Source organism: Pseudoalteromonas aurantia, assembly GCF_005886875.1.
GTDB classification, from domain to species: Bacteria; Pseudomonadota; Gammaproteobacteria; order Enterobacterales; family Alteromonadaceae; genus Pseudoalteromonas; species Pseudoalteromonas aurantia_A.
In genome coordinates this window covers 95549-116402 of record NZ_PNBY01000009.1, presented here as the reverse complement: position 1 = coordinate 116402, position 20854 = coordinate 95549, and the positions used below count along the sequence as shown (strand labels likewise).

Annotated in this window: 13 protein-coding genes and 1 pseudogene; 11 read left to right on the top strand and 3 right to left on the bottom strand. The window is 39.0% G+C overall.

Annotation, left to right across the window (positions count from 1 at the left end; all coding sequences use genetic code 11):
• Positions 1-283: 283 nt before the first annotated feature.
• The 6 genes and pseudogenes from CWC18_RS01635 to CWC18_RS01610 form a co-directional block, all read left to right on the top strand.
• On the top strand, positions 284-2119 hold the full coding sequence (locus CWC18_RS01635) for a hypothetical protein (RefSeq protein WP_138589976.1): 1836 nt from the start codon (positions 284-286) through the stop codon (positions 2117-2119).
• Between the two features lie 150 nt (positions 2120-2269).
• Positions 2270-3637 (top strand): hypothetical protein, encoded by a 1368-nt coding sequence (locus CWC18_RS01630; protein ID WP_138674595.1) that lies wholly within the window; start codon positions 2270-2272, stop codon positions 3635-3637.
• A gap of 7 nt (positions 3638-3644) precedes the next feature.
• Positions 3645-4388 (top strand): hypothetical protein, encoded by a 744-nt coding sequence (locus tag CWC18_RS01625; protein ID WP_138674594.1) that lies wholly within the window; start codon positions 3645-3647, stop codon positions 4386-4388.
• Positions 4378-5541, top strand: coding sequence for a sensor histidine kinase (locus tag CWC18_RS01620; RefSeq protein ID WP_138674593.1), 1164 nt, complete (start codon positions 4378-4380; stop codon positions 5539-5541). Before CWC18_RS01625 ends, CWC18_RS01620 begins: the two co-directional genes overlap by 11 nt.
• Before the next feature lie 19 nt (positions 5542-5560).
• Positions 5561-6922, top strand: coding sequence for a sigma-54-dependent transcriptional regulator (locus CWC18_RS01615; protein WP_138674592.1), 1362 nt, complete (start codon positions 5561-5563; stop codon positions 6920-6922).
• Between the two features lie 441 nt (positions 6923-7363).
• A pseudogene (locus CWC18_RS01610) lies at positions 7364-7918 on the top strand (helix-turn-helix domain-containing protein); the annotation flags it as partial.
• Positions 7919-8484: 566 nt separating this feature from the next.
• Here the strand turns inward: CWC18_RS01610 and CWC18_RS20930 are convergent.
• On the bottom strand, positions 8485-8625 hold the full coding sequence (locus CWC18_RS20930; protein WP_171041005.1) for a hypothetical protein: 141 nt from the start codon (positions 8623-8625) through the stop codon (positions 8485-8487).
• Positions 8626-9549: 924 nt separating this feature from the next.
• Positions 9550-12096 carry an Ig-like domain-containing protein gene (locus CWC18_RS01605; protein ID WP_138674591.1) on the bottom strand — a complete coding sequence of 849 codons (2547 nt, stop codon included), beginning with the start codon at positions 12094-12096 and terminating at the stop codon, positions 9550-9552.
• Positions 12097-12417: 321 nt separating this feature from the next.
• Here CWC18_RS01605 and CWC18_RS01600 point away from each other — a divergent pair, with 321 nt between their 5' ends.
• From CWC18_RS01600 to CWC18_RS01590, 4 genes are all read left to right on the top strand, one after another.
• Positions 12418-13809: a DEAD/DEAH box helicase gene (locus tag CWC18_RS01600; RefSeq protein WP_138589970.1), complete on the top strand. Its 1392-nt coding sequence runs from the start codon at positions 12418-12420 to the stop codon at positions 13807-13809.
• A 114-nt stretch (positions 13810-13923) separates the two neighbouring features.
• Positions 13924-14196, top strand: a complete 273-nt coding sequence (locus tag CWC18_RS21365) for a hypothetical protein (protein ID WP_249930062.1) — start codon at positions 13924-13926, stop codon at positions 14194-14196.
• Positions 14187-14996: a cation:proton antiporter domain-containing protein gene (locus CWC18_RS21360; protein ID WP_349666238.1), complete on the top strand. Its 810-nt coding sequence runs from the start codon at positions 14187-14189 to the stop codon at positions 14994-14996. Before CWC18_RS21365 ends, CWC18_RS21360 begins: the two co-directional genes overlap by 10 nt.
• Before the next feature lie 214 nt (positions 14997-15210).
• Complete coding sequence (locus CWC18_RS01590; protein WP_138589969.1) at positions 15211-16893, top strand: alkaline phosphatase; 1683 nt, start codon at positions 15211-15213, stop codon at positions 16891-16893.
• 36 nt (positions 16894-16929) lie between these two features.
• On the opposite strand, the gene CWC18_RS01585 is transcribed toward CWC18_RS01590, so the two are convergent.
• Positions 16930-19914: a bifunctional diguanylate cyclase/phosphodiesterase gene (locus tag CWC18_RS01585; protein ID WP_138674590.1), complete on the bottom strand. Its 2985-nt coding sequence runs from the start codon at positions 19912-19914 to the stop codon at positions 16930-16932.
• Between the two features lie 460 nt (positions 19915-20374).
• Between CWC18_RS01585 and mraZ the strand changes: the two genes are divergently transcribed.
• Positions 20375-20833 carry a division/cell wall cluster transcriptional repressor MraZ gene (gene mraZ / locus CWC18_RS01580; protein WP_119860971.1) on the top strand — a complete coding sequence of 153 codons (459 nt, stop codon included), beginning with the start codon at positions 20375-20377 and terminating at the stop codon, positions 20831-20833.
• Positions 20834-20854: the final 21 nt, after the last annotated feature.

Genomic DNA, 20854 nt, shown 5'->3' with positions numbered 1-20854 from the left:
TTATTTAGGAAACAACGCCTATGTGGTGTGTACTTTTAACCACAGCTGTTGTTTTTTTATGGTGGGAATTACTTTTTTAATTTCTATTAAGTTAATAAAAACAATGGATTATCTTTTTTTAAAAGTTGGCTTGTCTATTGCTTATCAATGATAAGAAATAAAAATTTAATAGATAAATGAGGATGACATAGACATGAACATACAAGCCATTTACTTAGAGTTAATATTTTTACGGCAAATATGAAACACCGATAAAATAAAAATGATATAAAAAGGAAGAAGTATGAAAATAATGATAAAAAAAATTAAATTAACAAAATCACTTAAAAGTATCTTACTGTGCTCATATATCATTGCTAGTCATCAGGCAATATCAGCTGAAAACACTGATGGCTTAAGTGGATATATCGGCTCTTATTCTATTAAAGAAAGTAGTGATGAAGCTTTTCGATATGGCATTTCGTTCTATTCAGCTGTTTGGCCTGTAGCGGATCGTTTAACTGAAGATCTGCAAATCGGTATGGCAGGAACTTGGGTACGCCCTGATAATCGTGAGTTGTTAAACAATGATCCTTTTCCATTGTGCCCCAAAGGTACATATGCGGGAGATAATTGGGATGCAAAAAACCATGGTAATTATTTGAGTTACTTTCAAACCATCGAAGGAGGCATGGGGATTTGGGCAGGCACGAGATTTCAAACAGGGTACCCTAAATTTGCCATGGGCTCTGTGCCCACTTGTTACGACGATTATTCAAATACCACAGGTGTGCAGCCAGGTAATTTTTCTGATAGACCGCACATGTATGGCCTTGCTCAACTGAGCAATCAGTTACTTATTCCAGCTGACGGTTTGACCTTTAAGGGTAAGCCTAATGGTGAAGTCTTTGGTTATGGATATTTTGCGTTACCATTCACCGAAGAAAAATACACGGATGTACCAGTGGGTAACTTAAGTTGGACATTATTTGTGAACACGCAAAATTTTAAGGGCCCCGTCGCTTTTTCTATACCTGATTTATGGGCTGAATTATCAAAAGAATACACTGCTATTGAAGGACTAGGGTTGGACAATCAACCATTACTATTAGGCGAATCTGGTACTATGGAATTTGGCTTTACCCGAGCATTAAAACAAAAAGATAATAAAGGAGATACGTTTTATAAGATTCCACAAATTCAATATCCAATGAATAGTGATGGGCAGTCCACTATCATGCAAGATTTGACGATATACAGTAAAGATGCTTTATTTCATAAATTTAGCCATTGGCAGCAAAGTGATCAGGTTTCTCCAACACAATTTGATGCTAACGGCATACGCAAACCAATCCTGTTAGATACATTCAATGATCTGCGCATCAATGATATTTACACGAGCGCATTTCACGATAGCGCAACTCCCACAATATTTGATGATAACTCTTTTGGTTTACAGTGGCATGTCCCCCCAGAAAATGGCATGGGGTTATACCCAAAATACTTCAAACAGCAAGGCAATGCATTACTGGCAATCAAAGAAAACCAAGTACCGAGCGAGACAAACTTAATTAATGAAGAGCTACCCGCACCAAGCAGAAACCCTGAGGTTTATGAGGTTGATAGTGCTGGGCAAGAGCTATTTACTGACTATACAAGTGGCCCTTATACGGCGACACTGAATGATTGCTCAAAGGTGACCTATTATTGGTATAAATTTACTGACCAACCTAGCATAAAAAAATACAATTTAACTGTGGATGAAAAATATAAATTACAAACTATGGTTGAAAAAATGCATACTCACTGGAAAAGTACAGATGAGTACCTAGCCCCCCCCTCTAAAGGTAATCTGGTTAGTTTTGACGATAACTTGATTGTAACACCACCAGAAGGACTTGAAGTTGGGTATGTGCCTATAGTAGTTAAACAAGAGCTTGCATGTGATTTACCAAAACAAATAGACTTGCCTTGGCCTGTTGAAGATAAAGTAAATACTAGCCCAACCAAAAAACCAATAGTGTCTGAGCCATTGCCGCAAAAAAGTAATGGTGGCGCTATGTCGATTTGGCTCTTATTACTAGTTCTGAGTATAAAAAAAGTGCATATGATGGCAGCAACAAAGGTTGATAAAACTTAATGTAGCAGTTTTCTTTCGTTAGACAATACGCGTATTTGTTAAAGAACTGAGGTAAAGGCTTGCCAGCTCTTTGCCTCTTTCGTACACTTACGCGTAATAAAAACGGACTGAAAGTGATTTTGTTTTTTGTGATTTTTCTAGGGCAAATATTTGAAAGTACTGACTAATATTTCTTTTGTGTTTTGGCTAACATTAATTTTTATTGTGTTACCGGTTTATGGGAAAACTAATGCTTCTGATGCTAGCGAGCAAGCGCCTCTAGCCGCATCATTAAAAGAAACTGCGCTCATTATTGACGATATTATTTGTATTGGTAATGACCATACTCATTGTAGTTTTATAAGAAATAAATACTATCAACAGATTGGAGACGAGCTTAATCCTGATGATATCATCGATGCTAAATTAAGGCTTGGTACTCTGATACAATTTAAACATATCGATGTTTATTTGAGAAAAGGGAAACAACGCGGTCATGTGGTCGTTGTTTTTGATATTGAAGAAGCGAGTAATCTTCAATACGAGCTTTCTTATGACGTAAAACGAATAAAGTCAAAAGAAGATTTTTATGCTTGTTTTGGTGAAACCGTGCCAGACAATAAAGAAGCACTCATTAATTTATGCGATAAAGATAAGTATCGTATATCTGAAACGCAACAATATATATCGTCAAGGGCAACAGATTTTAACTTTCTTGGCTCAGGAAAAGAGCTTTCTCTTGGAGTTTCTGGTTACAAATATGATAAAGATGCAGATCATTTTAAACAGTCATTAATCGAACCAGCAGATACTGATAGTTGGTTTACCCGTTATATTATCAAACACAATACACTATCTCTGGATTATTATGATCCGCATTTATTCAATTCACCCTACTATTATTTTAATGCAACTATTGAATTAACCAAGAGCCGATCTAAATATACTGAAATAGACGATAATAACAGCGAAATTTCTCACGAAAATAACCCGTTAAACAAGCGAAGTTGGTTTTCTTTTGGAAAAAGGTTTGCACGTTACTCTTATGTTTCACTCGATATTGCCGGTGATCTAGATGAAAAAATCGATGAGAATTACTCCTTCAACTATGGGTTTAACAGTGAAAATGATACTTTATTTCCGGTATATGGTGAAAAGTTATCGACGCGCTATACCACACTTTCAAACGGTCATCGCTACCAGTTATCTTATATATCGCATGTAAATATCGATGACTATAGTGCAATCTCTCTTGGAGTAAATACTGATTATTATAAAGAATCAAATAGACAATTTTATTCAAAAATTGAAGACGTGGGAATTTCAGCAAGATATTCGAATTATAAGGTGATAGATGCAAAAGTTGGCGCATTCTCAGGTTGGTCGCTAGGAGCGACCTTCAGGAGAACAAAAGATTGGTATGGTAGTAATCCACAGGAAGATTTTCGCATTATTGAGTTTGATGCTGGCTATACCTATCAGACTGAGAATATGATTTACCGATTTTTTCTCAAAGTTGGTTTAAATGAGAGCCAATAAGCATAGTATGGCTAAAAATAAGTTATTATTGCTGATAACATTTTGCTTTATTATCAGCAGCCAATCTCTCAATGCCATCGAACTTTCGGTCGTCAAAGAGGAACACCAACTATCTTTAAAAATCACTGATATTCGTTACCCTAGTGAACTATTAAGCACTGAGATAAATAGTGGCTTACAAAGTCGTTTTTATTCCATTATTAGCTTTAAAAAAGGTGATGAAGTATATAGACGCTGTTCTTATTCGTTAAACGTAACCTATGATTTATGGGATGAGCATTACCGTATTGAAAAAGTTGACGATTATGGACTAATCTCTCTATGGAACATTACTGATGTCCAAGAGGTATATAGTCTGTTGAAAAATCAGGAAATAAAATGTCCATTAAGTACGATGCAAGCAAAAAATAACATTAGAATTACAGCGCAGGTGTTTGTTAATCCAGTTGAACATAAGCGAATTGAAAAAATAAAATCATGGATAAATAGTAGTCAAGGGCATAAAGCTAAGAGTGAAAGCAACGTAATTCATGCGAGTGAAAACCGCAGTTATAGCCGTATAATTAACATTAATGGTAAGGCCGTTAAGTCTATTATGAAAGGCAAAAATACAACGGTAAGGCCAAGGTTCGAAAAGCTATTCGATAAAATATTATCGCAATACTCAGGGCCTAGCGATATAGTTTCTTTATGGAAAAGCGAAATTATAACGAAAACAATAAAGCGTCAGCAGGTAAATAATGAAAAATAACCTTGTTAGTTACTATTTAATTGCTGCTATTCTCACTCTCGCTATTTTGCCTTTTTTAGCTTCTTATATATTACTAAATGAAATATTAGACAGCGCAACTTCTTTGGTGGTAAAGCCTAGCACCACTCAAATATTAAAAAATTACCAGCAAGATTTGAAAATTTTAAGAAAGCTTAACCCTAAAGAAACCGATGATTACAAAAAGAAATTTAATACTGTCTCTGAACAGTTGTTGATTTTTCAACAGCCAGATTTGGTAAAAAAGGTGATAAGTGATACATACTTAACTTATTACCTCATCTTGTTTATTACAGTGTTAATTTTCTCAACTATTGCTGCTATTTTTTTAAGTCGAAAAGTAGCTAAGTCATACCACCTGTTGGTATCGAGTAACATTACTAAAGAAAAGAAAATACAAGCATTATGCTATTTTGATGAATGGCAAATAATCGCCGGGAAATTAGCTCATGAAATTAATAATCCGTTAACGCCTATTCAAATGATGGTGAGTAATTTACCAAGACTGCATAAAAAATTAGACAGGAGTAGTTTTGCTGAGAATTTAAATAACACTGAACATGTTGTTTCAGAAGAAGTTAACAAACTTAAAAACATGGTTAGTCACTTTAATAAATTTTCAAAGTTACCTGAACCCAATTTTCAATGCTTAGATTTATTGAGTCACCTTGAACTGTTTATTGAACAGTACAGCCCTGCTTGGCAGAGTGTAAATTTCGATCTGAAAATAGCTGATAATATTGAACAATCGCGAGGAGTTTTAATTGAGGCTGATGCTATCTTACTTAACCAATGTTTACTAAATCTTGTTAAAAACGCGATTCAAGCGAATCCAAATTGTCAGCCATTAGAAGTGACATTTTCTGTAAACATCAAAAAGGTGGTCAATCAAAAACACTGGATAAAATTAACGGTATTTAATCGAGGTAAAATCATCAATAAAAAAGAACGAGATAGTATTTTTAAACTTTATTACAGCTCTAAAAAGTCAACAGATTCAAGCGAAAATATGGGCTTAGGCTTAGCTATTGTCAGAAAAATAATTTTAGATCATAAAGGTGATATACAGTGTCTTGCATGCAGTGATGGCGCGGCATTTGAACTGTTATTACCATTACTTATTAGTAAAACATAGTGAATGAAAGAAGGTAGTGATGGGGCAAGTAAGAATCATAGTTATTGATGACGAAATTAATATCTGTAAAAGTGTTAGTGCCTGTTTAACACCAGAAGGTTATGATGTCTCCATGCATACCTGTGCCAATGCTGCGATAAAAGCAATGCACATTCATTATTTTGATTTAGCTATTATTGATATTCGTCTTGGTCAGAAAAGTGGTATCGAGTTATATCAACAAATGAAACAAGAACAAGTTGATTTGCCAACCATTTTTATTTCAGGGAATGCCTCACTAGACGAAGCAGCGTGTACGTTAAAATTAGGTGCTTATGACTTTTTAGAGAAACCATTTAATGCGGAGAGATTTATTGTCACTGTGAATAACTGTGTGGCCTTTCATCAAATGCGCTCAAAGTTAAATGTGCTTGAACAGACGCAGGCTGAACAAGCATTAATTGGTGAACATAAACTGATACAATCATTAAGAACCACCATTAAAAAAGTGGCCAACAATAATGTCAATGTGTTAATTACAGGAGAAAGTGGTACAGGCAAGGAATTAATAGCACAAGCGATCCATGACAATAGTCAAAGGGCGACACAGAATATCGTAATAGTAAATTGTTCAGCAATACCAGAAAACTTGTTTGAAAGTGCTTTATTTGGTCATATCAAAGGCGCATTTACCGGCGCTGATAAACACAAAAAAGGGTATTTTGAAATGGCTGAACAAGGGACGTTATTTCTTGATGAAATTGCTGACATCCCCTTATCAGTGCAAGCAACTTTACTGCGAGCTTTAGAATATAAAGAAATACAAAAGGTGGGTTCTGATCAAGTAACCAAAGTGGATATTCGTTTACTTGCTGCAAGCCATAAAAACTTAAAAGAACTAGTCGAGACGGGAAACTTTAGAGAAGACTTATACTACCGGTTAAATGTTATCCCTGTACAATCGCCCTCGTTAAGAGAGCGAAAAAGCGATATAATCCTTCTCGCTAATTATTTTGTCCGCCAAATTAGCCAACGTCATGGTATGAGTAATAGAACAATTGAACCAAGCTGCTTATCAATGTTAACTAGCTATGACTGGCCAGGTAATGTTCGTGAATTACATAATACTATAGAGCGCATGTTAATTATGGGCGGTAAGACCTTAACTTGTGCCGATCTACCCCATGAAATAGTTTATATAAGTTCAGGGAAAGTATCAGAAAGCAATCAACTCTCACTAAAGGATCATTTACGATTTGTTGAAAGAGAATTGATCATAAAACGGTTGGAAGAGTACCAAGGTAACATCACAAAAGTTGCTGCATCATTGGCATTAGATCGCTCATATTTGCATAAAAAGTTGATTCAACATGAAATTAAACGGGACCAAAGCTTTAAATGATATCTTATTTGATACAGTTATCGAGATAATTTTCTACGTTTTTCGACATGCCATGCACAACAAATAATATCTTGTCACCATTCCCCTGTTTTTTGGTATAAACGTTAATACTCTTATAGTTTTTTGGTCGGTGTGTTGGTAAACATTGAAAACAAAGTTACTTTTATCTTCTTAAATGGCAACTGCCCTAAGTAATATTTGACTATTTGAGGAATAATGCATGGAAAGAACGGTCTTTTAGGCTGGTGTTCTAACGTCTAAAGATATTTGATGGAGTAGCGGAATTGTTGTGTATTTGGTTCAGCATTGTCGTTTTAGAAAACAAAGAAAATTAACCTAACGTTTTAAATGAAACTGTAACTAATTTTGTGTAACTGCCTATCTCAATTTACTCTATAGAGAGAGTGTGATTCATAGACATCCTTTCTATACTTGGATGTTATGAACGATGAAATTCAACAAAGACTTAAGTGGATAACGCTTTATCAAGAAACAAACAACGCAGGTTTGGTTTGCCTGCGTTGTGGAATATCTAGACCAACATTACGAAAGTGGTGGTCTAGGTATCAAGAGCAAGGTCTTGATGGCCTTAAAAGTTTGAGTAAAAGACCCCACAGTTCACCAAATCAAAAAGTATCTCCAGAATTAGAAGCTAAGATTTTAGTTTTAAGAAAATCTAGAAACTTAGGCGCTCGAAGAATCCAAAGTGAGTTGCTTAGAAATGAGCAAATTAAGTTAGGGCTAGCTACTATTCATAAAGTGCTTAAAAAGCACAAAGTTGACCCTATTGTTATTTATCGTAAAAAGCCAGACTTCAAAAGATACTCTAAGCCTATTCCTGGCGAAAGAGTTCAAATGGACACTTGCAAAATAGCCGCTAATTTATACCAGTACACAGCTATTGATGACTGTACACGCTATCGAGTGTTAAGGCTTTATAAACGACGTAGTGCCACTAATACCATTGACTTTTTAGAGTCTGTAATTGAAGAAATGCTTTGAAGTTCGTGAACAAACGCCATTTTCAGATGAAATTGAGGGGTGCTATCAAGAGCATAATGAACGTGTTCAGTTATCTAATTACAGAAGGGATTTATAGATCGCAAAATTGAAACGATCTCTATGAATCACACAGTTAAGCACTGGACTATCGCAATTTATTTTGAACCAGCTATAAAACCCCTAAATTTTAGAATCGTGATCGACCAAACTGGTACACGGTTGCACTCAACTTTAGTTTTCAGATCCCAAGTTTTCAATAAAATCAGATAGTTTCAATTTTGTTCAGTTGTCTTACAGGTTGACTCGCCGATTTTAGTAACCGTTCGATCTTTCAAGCGGTTTTCTAAAATCCCACATTTCAGAATAGTGACCGATAAAAATGGTACACGGTTACACTCAATTTTAGTCTTCAGATTTCAAGCCTTACATAAAATCAGATAGTTACAGTTTTTTCAGTTGTCTCATAGGTTGACTCAAACTCAAACTCAAACTCAAGCGTAAGCATCTACTTTATTTAGGTGCTTACGCTTGACCCCTCAAGATTATATCTTTATTACCCCTTAATTATTCCAGCGTTTAATTGACCCGTTTTTAGCTAAATTAGAGCCATGAGCGTTATTTAATACCTCTTTAAAGCTGTTGTTTGCTATTCCATCGTGTATTTCATCACCTTTATCTAGGGTGAGTAAAGAGTAACACACAGAGGGCACTCTGTGTGTTCAATGTGGCTGACTGATTTTCATCTACCTTTCCCATTGTTATTAAAATATTTTTTATCATTCGAGCTGAACATTGTGATTTTTTAATTAAGAGACCGTCACCTTCTATTTTGTCACTGAAGGTTCTGCAATATCATCAGGTTTGTAATACACGATAAGCTGAGCACTATTTATAAATAACCTCAGCTCTGGATAAGCGCATTTGCCCAATAAAGCTATTTTTCTCACGCTTGGCGTTGCTTTCATTTGTAATAGCCCGCTATTACTGCGTAAAAACGCCTTGATATTCAAAAAATATCATCATTGGATTGTACGTATGTTTGCTTTCAAAACACTTGCTATTCCAAACCCTTTATCCAAATCTGAGGTTAAATAGTGCGATTGATATGTCAGTAAAAGCAGGTGCCTGTACCGGATTTTGAGATGAACAGATTGCTGTGTTATTTATGATATATTAATAATATAAAGTTTCTGTAGTACTATTTTTGTTCAATCAACTTAAATAAGAAAAGAAATGATCATGTTAAAAAATACATTGCTAATGGGGCTGGCTACGGCCTTATTGTCAAGGAAAGTCTTGGTTATTACTGAATAGCGTGTACCTAAGTATTGCAGGTATGAAAATCAGCAAGTTGACGTCCATACTGTGAAACGCGCTGGATGTCTCATACGTGAGAAAGTTATTACCCTGTAAATGGCGAGCAATGTAATTACTGGTGGCGTGAAGGAAAAATGTTGGCGGTTCAGTTGATAGGCATACTATGACAACTGAAACTCGTCGTGTTCGCATTTGTGAACCAGCTTACTAAGTATATATTTATTGGCACACCATATTGCCAATTAAAGTGTTAAAAAGGCCCCTGTGATATCTGAGAGGGGCTTTTTTATATAGAATGAGCGAGAATTCTACTTACCTTGGTTTAAACTATTTAGCTTGTCACCAATTGGTTTTGAGAAATTGTAACCATCAAATTTATCCCAGTTTATTGACCATGTCATCACCCCACCGAAATTCGGGGCGGTCTTAATTGGCACAATGGTTGAGCAGCTTGTGCCTTTAATTAAGCAATCTAATGCCGCTGTAATATTAGCGATGGGCGCTTGTCCAGAGTTTGCAGATTTAGGACCCGATGGCAAGCCAATCGCGACTTGGTCGTCTCTTAACGGAGCAAAACGTGTGCCGTTCGCTAAATCAAAGCCTTCTAACAACATTTTAGCGTGGGCGACCATCATATTGACAGACCCTTCTGGTGCGCTGCCAGGCTCATAAGGATTGGGTAATCCACCATTATTATAAAGCTGAACATGTAGCAGATCTAATGTGTCACGCAGTTGATCGATAACCGGGATATAGGCACCCCAAATACCGGTATAAGCTATCATACCACCATGCACATAAGGGTGTTCAGGGGCCATCGTCAACACCATATTGCCTCCGATATTTTGTTCTATTTGTTTTATCGCACGTGGCAAGCGCGCTTGAATTTGCGTGCCATGCATAAGGTTTGAGCCACTTTCTAAATCAATGTCTAAGCCATCGAAGCCCCACTCATTAATAATAGCCGTTAAGCTTGCGACAAAATTAGCTTCATCTGAGTCGGTATTGAGTGTGATAGTTCCCTCTGCACCACCAAGACTTAAAACAAAAACCTTTCCTTGCGCTTGAAGGGCTTGCATATCTTGTTTGAATTGAACTGGGTCAATTGCTGGGCAAGTAGAGCGAATGTCTTTTTCGAATAAATTAAAGTGTACAGTTCCGTTTGAATTACGGTCGTTATCGGCAAATGCGATATCGATAATATCCCATGCTGGCGAAATTTGATTCAATGGCAATGGGCAACCGGCTGGGTTAACAAAGTTGTGCCAATACCCAATTAGTTTATGGGTTTTCCCTATGGGGGCATCGATCACTTTGATACTAACGCCTTCACTAGTTGCTTGATTGCCTAAGTTACCTTTTGCAATCGCAGTGATGGTTTTATTGCCTAAGCTTGCAGGTGTATACAGTGTGGCGTAAGGCGCACTAGTATCTGTGGCGACTAAGACACCATCAACTGTAAAGCTAACCTCGGTGATTTGTCCCAGCAATGCTGATGCGTCTGCCGTCAGTTGTGTTGCACTGCCTAATGTTATTTGGCTACCTGCGCTTGGGGAAGTTATGGAGCTCACAATCACTTTATCTGTAACAGTAACGACTTGGGCGCTGCTGCTTTGGTTTCCTTCGTTATCCGTGGCAATCGCACTGAGCTCGATAGGTCCTAATTGCTGAGCCAGCCAACTGACTTTAAATGGTGCTTGGTTTAAGCTGCTTAATAACGTGTTACCCGCATAAATGTCTACTTGACTAATTTGTCCGTCAGCGTCTGTGGCATTGAGTGCAATATCGTAATTATTGCCTTGTAGTAAGGTGCTATTAGCCGCTGGCGAGGTAAAGTTCACGACGGGCTTAATGGCACATACACCTTGATCTGTCCATGCATCAGTCCACGCTTGACCTGTGCCAGGCTCGTACGCCCATAATGCATCAGAGCTACACCAAGGACCTATATCACAACGATATTTATGATTGTTATGAGCAACAACATCACCCGCTTTATAGCTTCCACCGGCTTGATAATTTGGTACGTTTTTACAACCGCCCGAGTTAGTCTCTGAGACGACGATATTAGCAATTGCGCTTGCTGTGGCATTCTTATTATCTTTGACAATCGCTTTTATTTGCTGGTTACCAGCAGTGGCACTCCATAGTGTTTGATACGGTGCGCTAGTATCAGTACTTAGCAAAGTACCATTGAGCCAAAATGAGATCTCGGTGATTTTGCCATCAGCGTCGGCGGCTGTAGCGCTAATGCTGACTTGGTCGCCCACTTTATATTGGCTGTTATTAAGCGGTGCTGTGAGTTCTATGGTTGGGCTGGCATTTGGCATACCATCAGTAACTGTTAGTTGTGCGGTATTGCTGGTGGTGTTTGCGCCATTATTATCTGTGGCAATTGCGTTAACTTGATACTGCCCTGCGATGGTTTGCCATGTTACTTCATAGGGAGCTTGTGTATCGATACCCACAGATTGACCACTTAAGAAAAATTCGACCTGAGTGATACTACCATCTGAATCATTAGCTTGGGCACTGAAAATAGCGCTGTCATTTATCGGTAAAGTCGAATCATCTGCGGGTGTAATTAGGTTAATTGTTGGGGCCTGATTACCACCACAGGTACCCAAATCATCCCATACAGCATATGGTGTGGAGTTATCTGCTGGAGATTGTGCTTGCGTCCACCACTTTGCTTGGTAGGCGGTATTATTTTGTGTAACAAGATTGCCCGTTACATAGGTATTAACACTTGACCATGCGTCAATGCCTTGGCAATCATAAGCCTGTGAATAAAAGGGGAGGGCACATAGCCCGAGTACTGCACTATGCAGCCCCTTAGTGAATTTTAATGTCATGTCATTTTCCTTTACTGTTGTGTTGTTTTTGCTCAAAAGCATAGTTCAGCATATATGTAAGATAAATGTTGATCAATTGTATTCTTGTAACATTTTCATGTACATGTTGCGCTTTTATTGCCGAGAAGCTTATAAAATAGGGGATCAGGTGGTGATCTGTTATACTTGACTGCCTTACCAGCGCATTGTGTCACTTAGCAGCCTGTGTAAGTGCAGTCGGCTTAGCAAGTGTCGTTAACATAATGTCATTTGCTAGGGCTTATGCCGCTGTGGTTTTCCTATCTATTTGTTGAAGATAAGCCCCAACACATGAGAGTTTAAATGACGTTTTCAGATTTGGGTTTGTCTCCATCAATCGTGCAAAGTATTACAGATAAAGGTTACACTACACCGACGGCTATTCAAGAAAAAGGGATCCCTGCGGTATTGTCTGGCCAAGATGTAATGGCAGCAGCACAAACAGGTACCGGTAAAACTGCGGCGTTTACCCTGCCGCTTATTGAGCAATTATTAAAAGAAGATCGCCCCCGTTCAAACCAAGCGTTGGCCCTTGTTTTAGCACCAACACGTGAGCTTGCATTACAAATAGCAGAAAATGTTGAGGCCTACAGTCAAGGAACTCGGCTACGTTCTGCGGTGGTGTATGGTGGCGTAAAAATTAATCCTCAAATGATCCAGCTACGCAAAGGCGTGGATATTTTGATTGCAACACCGGGTCGCTTGCTTGATTTATATAGTCAAAACGCCGTGAAGTTTAATCAACTTCGTACCTTAGTGCTTGATGAAGCCGATCGTATGTTGGATATGGGGTTCATTCATGACATTAAGCGCATTATTAAAGTGTTGCCAAAAGAACGTCAAAACTTGCTGTTTTCAGCCACATTTTCAGACCCAATTCGAGATTTAGCGAAAGGGCTTATTGTGTCTCCGATTGAAATTTCGGTTACGCCTAAGAATGCAGCATCAAAAACCGTTACTCAGTTTGCTTATGCTGTCGATAAACCCCAAAAAACCAAGTTGTTGAGTCATTTAATTCGCACTAAAAAATGGCAGCAAGTATTGGTATTTTGTCGCACTAAACATGGTGCAAACCGTTTAGTGACACAGTTAGAAAGAGATAAAATTACTGGCGCAGCAATTCATGGTAATAAGTCACAATCAGCGCGAGTAAAAGCTTTGAATGGCTTTAAAACCGGCGACGTAAACGTATTGGTGGCCACAGATATCGTGGCGCGAGGACTGGATATCGCTGAGTTACCGTATGTTGTTAACTACGATTTGCCTAATATTTATGAAGATTATGTACACCGCATTGGCCGTACTGGGCGTGCTGGAAGTGATGGTCAAGCCGTGTCATTCGTGACCGTGGATGATGCCGCAGATTTATATGGCATTGAACGTTTTATTGGTGCTTTGATCCCACGCGCACACGAAGAGGGATTTGTACCTCAACATCCAGTGCCTGAAGTGGCATTAGATACTCGACCAGTGAAGCCAAAAAAAGCGAAAAAACCAAAGAGTGCAAAGCCGCAAGGTGAACCAAATCAAGGCTCAAATGGGCCTAAAAAAGCGAGGCCAGGTCAAGGAAAACATAAGCCCCGAGGAAATGGTGGCAATCAGGGGAAATCTCAGGTTAAAGCTGCCATTGATAATCCGACCAATGCCAAGCCTAAACGCCGTCGTTTTTCAGCGCCTACGCCAAAAGCACAGTAGTATTCAAAGGTAAACCCTCAGTCTTAACTCACACCCTAGTAAAGAGATGTGATTTAACTTGATTATCATCATAATTCATTAATAGTAGAAACAGACTGCTTGATAAGGATTATGATGATTTATTACATCTTGGCCAGTGCTGGCCGCGTTCTGTTTATATACTCTATTAGTGTCCGCCAGCTTGTAAAAGCTGAAATTACGGCGCCTATTTTGTTTGTTTCGTTAGGGGCTGTCATTAGCTACTTTGTAGGCAAAGAAGCTGTGATCATGGAACTAGATAGCGATATCATGTTGCCTGTAGTTGAAGTTATTTTGGCTGTGGTGTTATTTAGCGATGCAGCCAGAACACGGCTTCGCGTATTGTATGACTCTTATCAATTACCCTAAGGCTCCTTCTGGTTGGGTTACCATTAACCATTTTATTCGGGGCTATATTTGCATATTGGTTATTACCATTAAGTTGGATAGGTGCAACCTTATTAGCGGTGATCATTTCTCCCACAGATGCGGCATTGTGCAAAGGCTTTTTAAGTGAACCACGGGTCCCGGTTCGATTACAAGAAGCCATTAATGTTGAAAGTGGTTTGAACTATGGCTTATGCGTGCCAATTTTTTTGTTTTCATTGCCTGTTGTAGTTCATGGTGAGAATGCGACGCTGTCGGCTTTATCGTGGTTGTTCTTTCGAGAATTAAGCATAGCGTGTGTGATTGCTACTGTGGTGACTTGGATAAGCATTGTGCTAATGAGAAAAGCCAAAACGCATCATTTATTTGCGACAACAACCAGTCCCTTTTTATTTATTGGCGTGGCTACCTTGGTGTTTTCACTCACACAAGCTCTGCATGGAAGCGGTTTTATCGCTGCATTTGTGTGTGGTTTGTTGTTTGATAGATTCTATGACGACCCGATTAAAGATACTTTGCTTAAAGATAGTGAACATATCGCTGACTTTGCAACCTTACTTATTTGGACATTATTTGGGATGATATCGTTAAATTTATTCTCACAAGGGGTGAATATTGATGCCCTTATATTTGCTGTCTTTGCCATTATTTTGATTAGAACTTTACCGATTATACTGTGCTTGATGCGCAGTGACACACGATTACACGAGCGTATGACTTGGGCCAAAGGGGCTTGCATCTGTGGTGTTTATATTGATGTTAATGACAACTATGAACAGTGACGTTAGCCTCATTATTGAGGCCGCGGTTTACACTGTGTTGCTGAGTATATTTATGCATGGCGTGTCAACTCGCCCGATTTCCTTGAGCTTTAAGTGATTAGAGTGAGTGCTCAAAATGTCATTATATTGAAATAAAAAAGACATTATTCGTCCCTAAAATGAGCCTCTAATTTTTAATTACACAGTTAATTAGCTCATACGTTACGGGAATCCCATGAAAAAGAAATTAATAACATTAGCAGTATCAGCAGTCTTGTTGAGTGCTTGCAACGACGACACCCAAACGGTCGAAGTGATCAAAGAAGTAGAAAAGGAGGTCATTAAGGAAGTTGCACCAACCCCCGTGACTTCGGTAAAAAATGTTATTTTAATGATTGGTGACGGCATGGGAGCGCAGCAAGTTGGCTTATTAGAGGAGTATGCGCGAAGAGCACCAAACTCGACATATAATACACGAGGCAATCAAACCGCTTTGTCAAAACTTGCTGATGCAGGACATATGGGTCTTTCGCTTAACGCGCCACATGGAGCAAATGGCATGTTGGTAACAGATTCAGCGTGTTCTGCAACCCAGTTAGCAACAGGTCTGGCTGCAGGTTCTGAAATGATTGGTCTTGATGAGCAAGGTAATATTGTAGAAACCATTTTAGAAAAAGCAAAAAAAGCAGGAAAAGCCACAGGGCTTGTTTCTGATACGCGTATTACACATGCAACACCGGCTGCATTTGCCGCTCACCAACCACACCGTTCTATGGAACCTGAGATTGCAGAGCAGTTAGTGAATACTGGTATGGTAGATGTTTTATTATCAGGTGGAGCACGGGTATTTATTCCATCAGACATAAAAACAGATGAAGCCGATCAAAAGGTACTGGCTGATCTAGGTATGCCAGCCAGTGTATATAAAAAGTCAAAACGAAGTGATGACAGAAATATCGTTTTAGAGGCAAAAGAGCAATACGGTTATGCACTGGCTTTTGATAAGGCGCAGCTATTAGCAAGCGATACTGACAAGTTACTTGGGCTATTTGCTAATTCAGGGATGGATGATGGCATCGCGTACAAAGCATGTCAGGCAAGCAATAGCTGTACACAGCCTTCTTTAAAAGAAATGACAGTTAAGGCACTGGATATTTTATCAAAAGATGAAGATGGCTTTTTCTTGATGATCGAAGGTGGCCAAATTGATTGGGCAGGTCATGCGAATGATGCTGGCTGGATGTTGAATGAGCTATTAAAGTTTGATGAAGCGGTGGCTGCGGTACATGACTGGGTTAAAGACCGTAATGATACGCTCGTAGTGGTAACTGCTGATCATGAAACGGGTAGTTTTGGGTTTAGTTATTCTCGTAAAAATCTTCCAGAAGCACAAACTTTGTCAGGAGATGGTATGCAGGGAGCTGATTATAAACCAAATTTCAATTTCGGTGCATTATCTCATTTAGACAAGCTTTATAACCAGACCGGTACATTTTTTGACATGATGAATGCTGCAAATGCAGATTGGGATTTTGCGGCAACGACACCAGAAGATTGGATGAATGCTGTAAACCAATATAGTCAGTACAAAATTAACATCGATCAAGCTGCGGAGATTGGTGAGCGGGAAGTGAATGATTACTTTGTTGCTGACCATAAATATCAAAGTGCAGATATAGTACCTAGGTTTTCTGATTTTAAGGAGTTTTATGTCTATGCGGATGAAGATCATGCGGCAAAGGTAGGACGAGCTTTGGCAGCAGATCAAAATGTTGTATGGGGTACAGGTACGCATACGGCTGCCCCAGTTCCAGTCTATGCTGTTGGGCCTGAAGGTGTCACTAAACAGTTTTCTACTATGCAGCATCATGTTGAGATTTCTCAGAAAATGATGACCGCATTCGGGTTTGCCGAATAGGCCTATTATTGAATGAGTAATCGAGGCTATACTTACTTAGCCAGTATTAAGTAACTTTACTAATTCATCTTTGGGCATGGGTTTTGCGTAATAAAACCCTTGCCCAAAATCACAGCCTGCTTGGAGAAGTAATTGATGCTGGGTAGCAGTTTCAATCCCCTCAGCAATGACTTTTAACCCTAGCTGGTGTGCCATCATTATCATTGCTTCACATAAAGCTAAATCGTCCGCATTGTTGGCAATGCCATCTACAAAACGTTTATCAATTTTAATGAAATCTGTATCCATTTGTTTTAGATAGGCAAGGGAAGAATAGCCTGTCCCAAAATCATCGAGTGCTAGCGCAAAACCTTGTTTGGTGAGTGTGGTTAAACGCTGTTGAGTGCGTGGCAGCGCATTCATCATTAAACCTTCGGTTATTTCAATGACAAATTGTTCTGTTGTTAAACCTTTATCTGTTAGCTGTTGATGCCAGTCGTTGAGTGCACTGTGTTTTGCTGTAAATTGCACGGGCGATACATTAATACTCAACTGCAAGTGATGACCCAATTGATTGAGTGCGCATAGGGTATCGCAGGCAGTTGAAAATATAAATTCACCTATCCCATGTATGAGCTGAGTTTCTTCAGCCAAAGGAATAAATAGGGCGGGACTGACAATCCCTTTTTCAGGGTGACGCCACCTGATCAGGGCCTCAGCTTTAACAATTGACTGATCTTTCATGGCAACGATTGGTTGATAATACAAAATAAACTGCTGCTGAGATAAAGCGATGCGTAAGTCTTTAAGTAATGCCATACGATGTTCTGCTTGTTCACGCATATGAGCACTAAAAAATGCAAAGCCATTTCGACCATGCTGCTTAGCTTGATACATCGCTTGGTCAGCTGCTTTTAGCAAAAGCTCACTGGTATCCCCATCACGTGGCGCATGTGCAATACCAATACTGGCACTTACATGACACAGTTCTTGCCCGAGTGAAATGCTGGGGTTAAGTAACTGTAAGACTTTTTCTGCAGTCTTACTAAGTTGCTCGCAGTCATTGTATGTGGTGACTAACACAAACTCATCGCCACCGATTCGGGAGATCAAACTACATTCTGATTGCAGTGATACTAACCGGTCTGCGACTTCTGTAAGTAACTGATCTCCAAAATAATGACCTAATGTATCGTTGATATCTTTGAAGTGATCAAGATCGAGTAATAAGATCCCGATGTTAGCTTGTTTATCTTCTAACTGGTATTTTAAGTGTCGCTTTAACTCAATGCGATTGGCAAGCTCTGTAAGCTGATCAAAATGTGCTTGATGCCAAATCAATTCATCTTTACGTTTGCGATCGGTAATGTCTGTAAATATAGCGACACGACGATAGGCTTCATTATGTGCATTGTAAACACTGTTAATGGTGAGCCATTCGGTATATAGCTCGCCATTTTTACGGCGGTTTATGATCTCGCCTTGCCATCTGCCTTGTTCAGAAATTTGCTGCCACATTTGCGAGTAAAACTGTCTATTATGTTTACCTGAACTTAATATATTGGTTGTTTTACCAATGACTTCTTCGCGTTTAAACCCCGTTACCTCACTAAATGCTGGGTTAGTATCAAGAATAAAGCCATTGGCGTCGGTAATAACCATGCCTTCACTGCTATTTTTGTATACGAGGGCAGCAAGGCTAATGGCTTCTTCATGTTGCTTACGTTGGCTAATATCTCGAATGATTAAGATGGCTTGTTGATGCTCGGATATATGGTTTATCCGACACTCATACACATGTTGGATATTGTCATCAGCAAGCTGAGAGAATTCGAGCTGGCTGTATGGTTGCTCTTCTAAGAGCGCGAGCTGTGCGAGAACACGCTTAAAAACATGGGTTGGGAAAATATCTTGAATGACTTTGGCCCCCTGAGAATAAGGGCCATGACTCATTAATATCTCGCCTGATTGATTGATGCGCAAATAACTGTCGGGTAAAGCCGTAAGAAGTGCGATGAGCTCAGCATGTTTATGTGTCAGTGCTTGCTCTGCATTTAGCCGCGTATTCGCCATAATTTCAAATTGTTGCGTAATAGCTAAAAATTCAGGGCTTGATTGATCTTTTCCCCAATTTACCGGTTCTGAATTGGTAAATTGTGACATAGCATTTTGCAACGACTTAAGCGGCTTGAGTAAAACGTGATTAAGTTGCCACTTTGCTTGCCAGATTATGATCACAATCGCCAAAATAAATAAAGAAAGGGTGGTTGCCACTTTTTGATTTGCTGCGTTAATGGCCTGTTCAAATGGCAATGAAAAATGGATCTGTAAGCTAGTATGTGGTTTATTTGGCTCAAGAGGAAGCTGCAGATATATCCTATTTTGACCAAACTGATCTTCGGCAACTTTTGCTTTGTGTGATGAACTTGGCCAAGAGAGTTTAAGTGGCTGTCCGAGTTGCTCAGGTTTAAAGGGGTATTGCGCGATAATATTGTGCTGTTTATCACTGATCATGACTTTGCTCCCTGCGGGCAAAGGGAGTTTCGCAAGCGCATAGCTCCATTTAGTAAGAGACTGAGCGACAACAAGGGTATGTAGTACTTGTTTATCATCGTTTAATACAGGAATAGCAAAGTTAACGGTTGCTTTATTAATTGAGCGGTCATGTTGAAATTGACCAACGCTGAATCTTTTAGTGCGATTCGCGTCTTGGAAGTAAAGTCGGTCACTTATATCAATGTGATTAGCGGAATTTAAAACAGTGCACAAAACATGACCATTTGGGGAGGCTATACCAATATTCGCAATTCTTGGCGCAAGGGCTTGTGCGTAGGTTAAAATAGCAGGGCATTCACCTGGCTTGATTGTTTTCAGCTCAGGGTGATGTGCTAAAAGAGTCAGAAGCTCTTTAGTCTCATTAATATCACTTTGTTGTACCGTTGCTATTTGTTCAGCGAGCAGCAGGGCTTTAAATTCACTCTGTTGCAATATTTCTGAGTGTTCATCCAGCAATTGCGCCAAAATTACTAATAGTCCAGGCACACATATTATGATTAATAATCGGTAAAACCGGTACGTTATTGATAAATTGGTAATAATCACACCTGCGCGTGTCTTTACTATGGTGTAACATAATACAAAAACCTAAGGCAGGTGGGCAAATAAATACTGCTAAATAATCACTAAATATGGTAATTCAGTACGGGGTTATGACTTATTCTTATCTTCACAAACGTATAATTTATTATTTTTTTTCTCGTGTTAATTTGTAATTTTTCTGTTATCTCTTAATAAATATACAGCAATTCCACTTTTTCCCACCGAATTCATAGGCTTTCATCAAAGCCGCATTTTTTCTGGGTTTTTAGGGGCTTATCAGGGGGCCTTTCACTTGACAAAAACAGCTGTCAAGCCCTAAACTGTACTATCGTGGTAAAAAGTGGTTTTTAGTGGATCATATTGGATCTTAAAGCACGATAGAGTTTCGTGGATAGAGGCGAAGATGTTTAAAGGTGCGAGTTCACTGAGTCTGGATGAAAAGGGGCGTTTTGCGGTACCAACTAAATACCGCCAGCCACTCCTGTCTGAAGAACAAGGTTCACTTATTTGCACTATTGCCATTAATGAGCCTTGTTTGTGGCTTTATCCAATGAGTGAATGGTATGAAATCGAAGCCCGTTTACAAAAACTCTCCAATATGAACCCAAGAGCAAGGCGCTTACAGCGTATGTTATTGGGCCACGCTACTGAATATCAATTAGACAAAAATGGTCGTATCTTACTGGCGCCGGCACTGCGTACTCACGCAGGGTTGAGTAAAAAAATAATGCTGGTAGGTCTACTAAATAAATTTGAGATTTGGGATGAACAACGATGGCATCAACAGATGCAGCTTGATACTGAATTAGAGCGCAGTGGAGAGTTTGAGTCAGGTCCTGAACTTGATAATTTTTCGCTGTAAAAACTGAAAGGCAAAATGTGA

Excerpts from the sequence above, each read along its gene's own strand:
- CWC18_RS01635 (WP_138589976.1), top strand. The coding sequence starts at position 284 with ATGAAAATAATGATAAAAAAAATTAAATTAACAAAATCACTTAAAAGT.
- CWC18_RS01625 (WP_138674594.1), top strand. The coding sequence starts at position 3,645 with ATGGCTAAAAATAAGTTATTATTGCTGATAACATTTTGCTTTATTATC.
- CWC18_RS01620 (WP_138674593.1), top strand. The coding sequence starts at position 4,378 with ATGAAAAATAACCTTGTTAGTTACTATTTAATTGCTGCTATTCTCACT.
- CWC18_RS01615 (WP_138674592.1), top strand. The coding sequence starts at position 5,561 with ATGGGGCAAGTAAGAATCATAGTTATTGATGACGAAATTAATATCTGT.
- CWC18_RS01605 (WP_138674591.1), bottom strand. The coding sequence starts at position 12,096 with ATGACATTAAAATTCACTAAGGGGCTGCATAGTGCAGTACTCGGGCTA.
- CWC18_RS01600 (WP_138589970.1), top strand. The coding sequence starts at position 12,418 with ATGACGTTTTCAGATTTGGGTTTGTCTCCATCAATCGTGCAAAGTATT.
- CWC18_RS21365 (WP_249930062.1), top strand. The coding sequence starts at position 13,924 with ATGATTTATTACATCTTGGCCAGTGCTGGCCGCGTTCTGTTTATATAC.
- CWC18_RS01590 (WP_138589969.1), top strand. The coding sequence starts at position 15,211 with ATGAAAAAGAAATTAATAACATTAGCAGTATCAGCAGTCTTGTTGAGT.
- mraZ (WP_119860971.1), top strand. The coding sequence starts at position 20,375 with ATGTTTAAAGGTGCGAGTTCACTGAGTCTGGATGAAAAGGGGCGTTTT.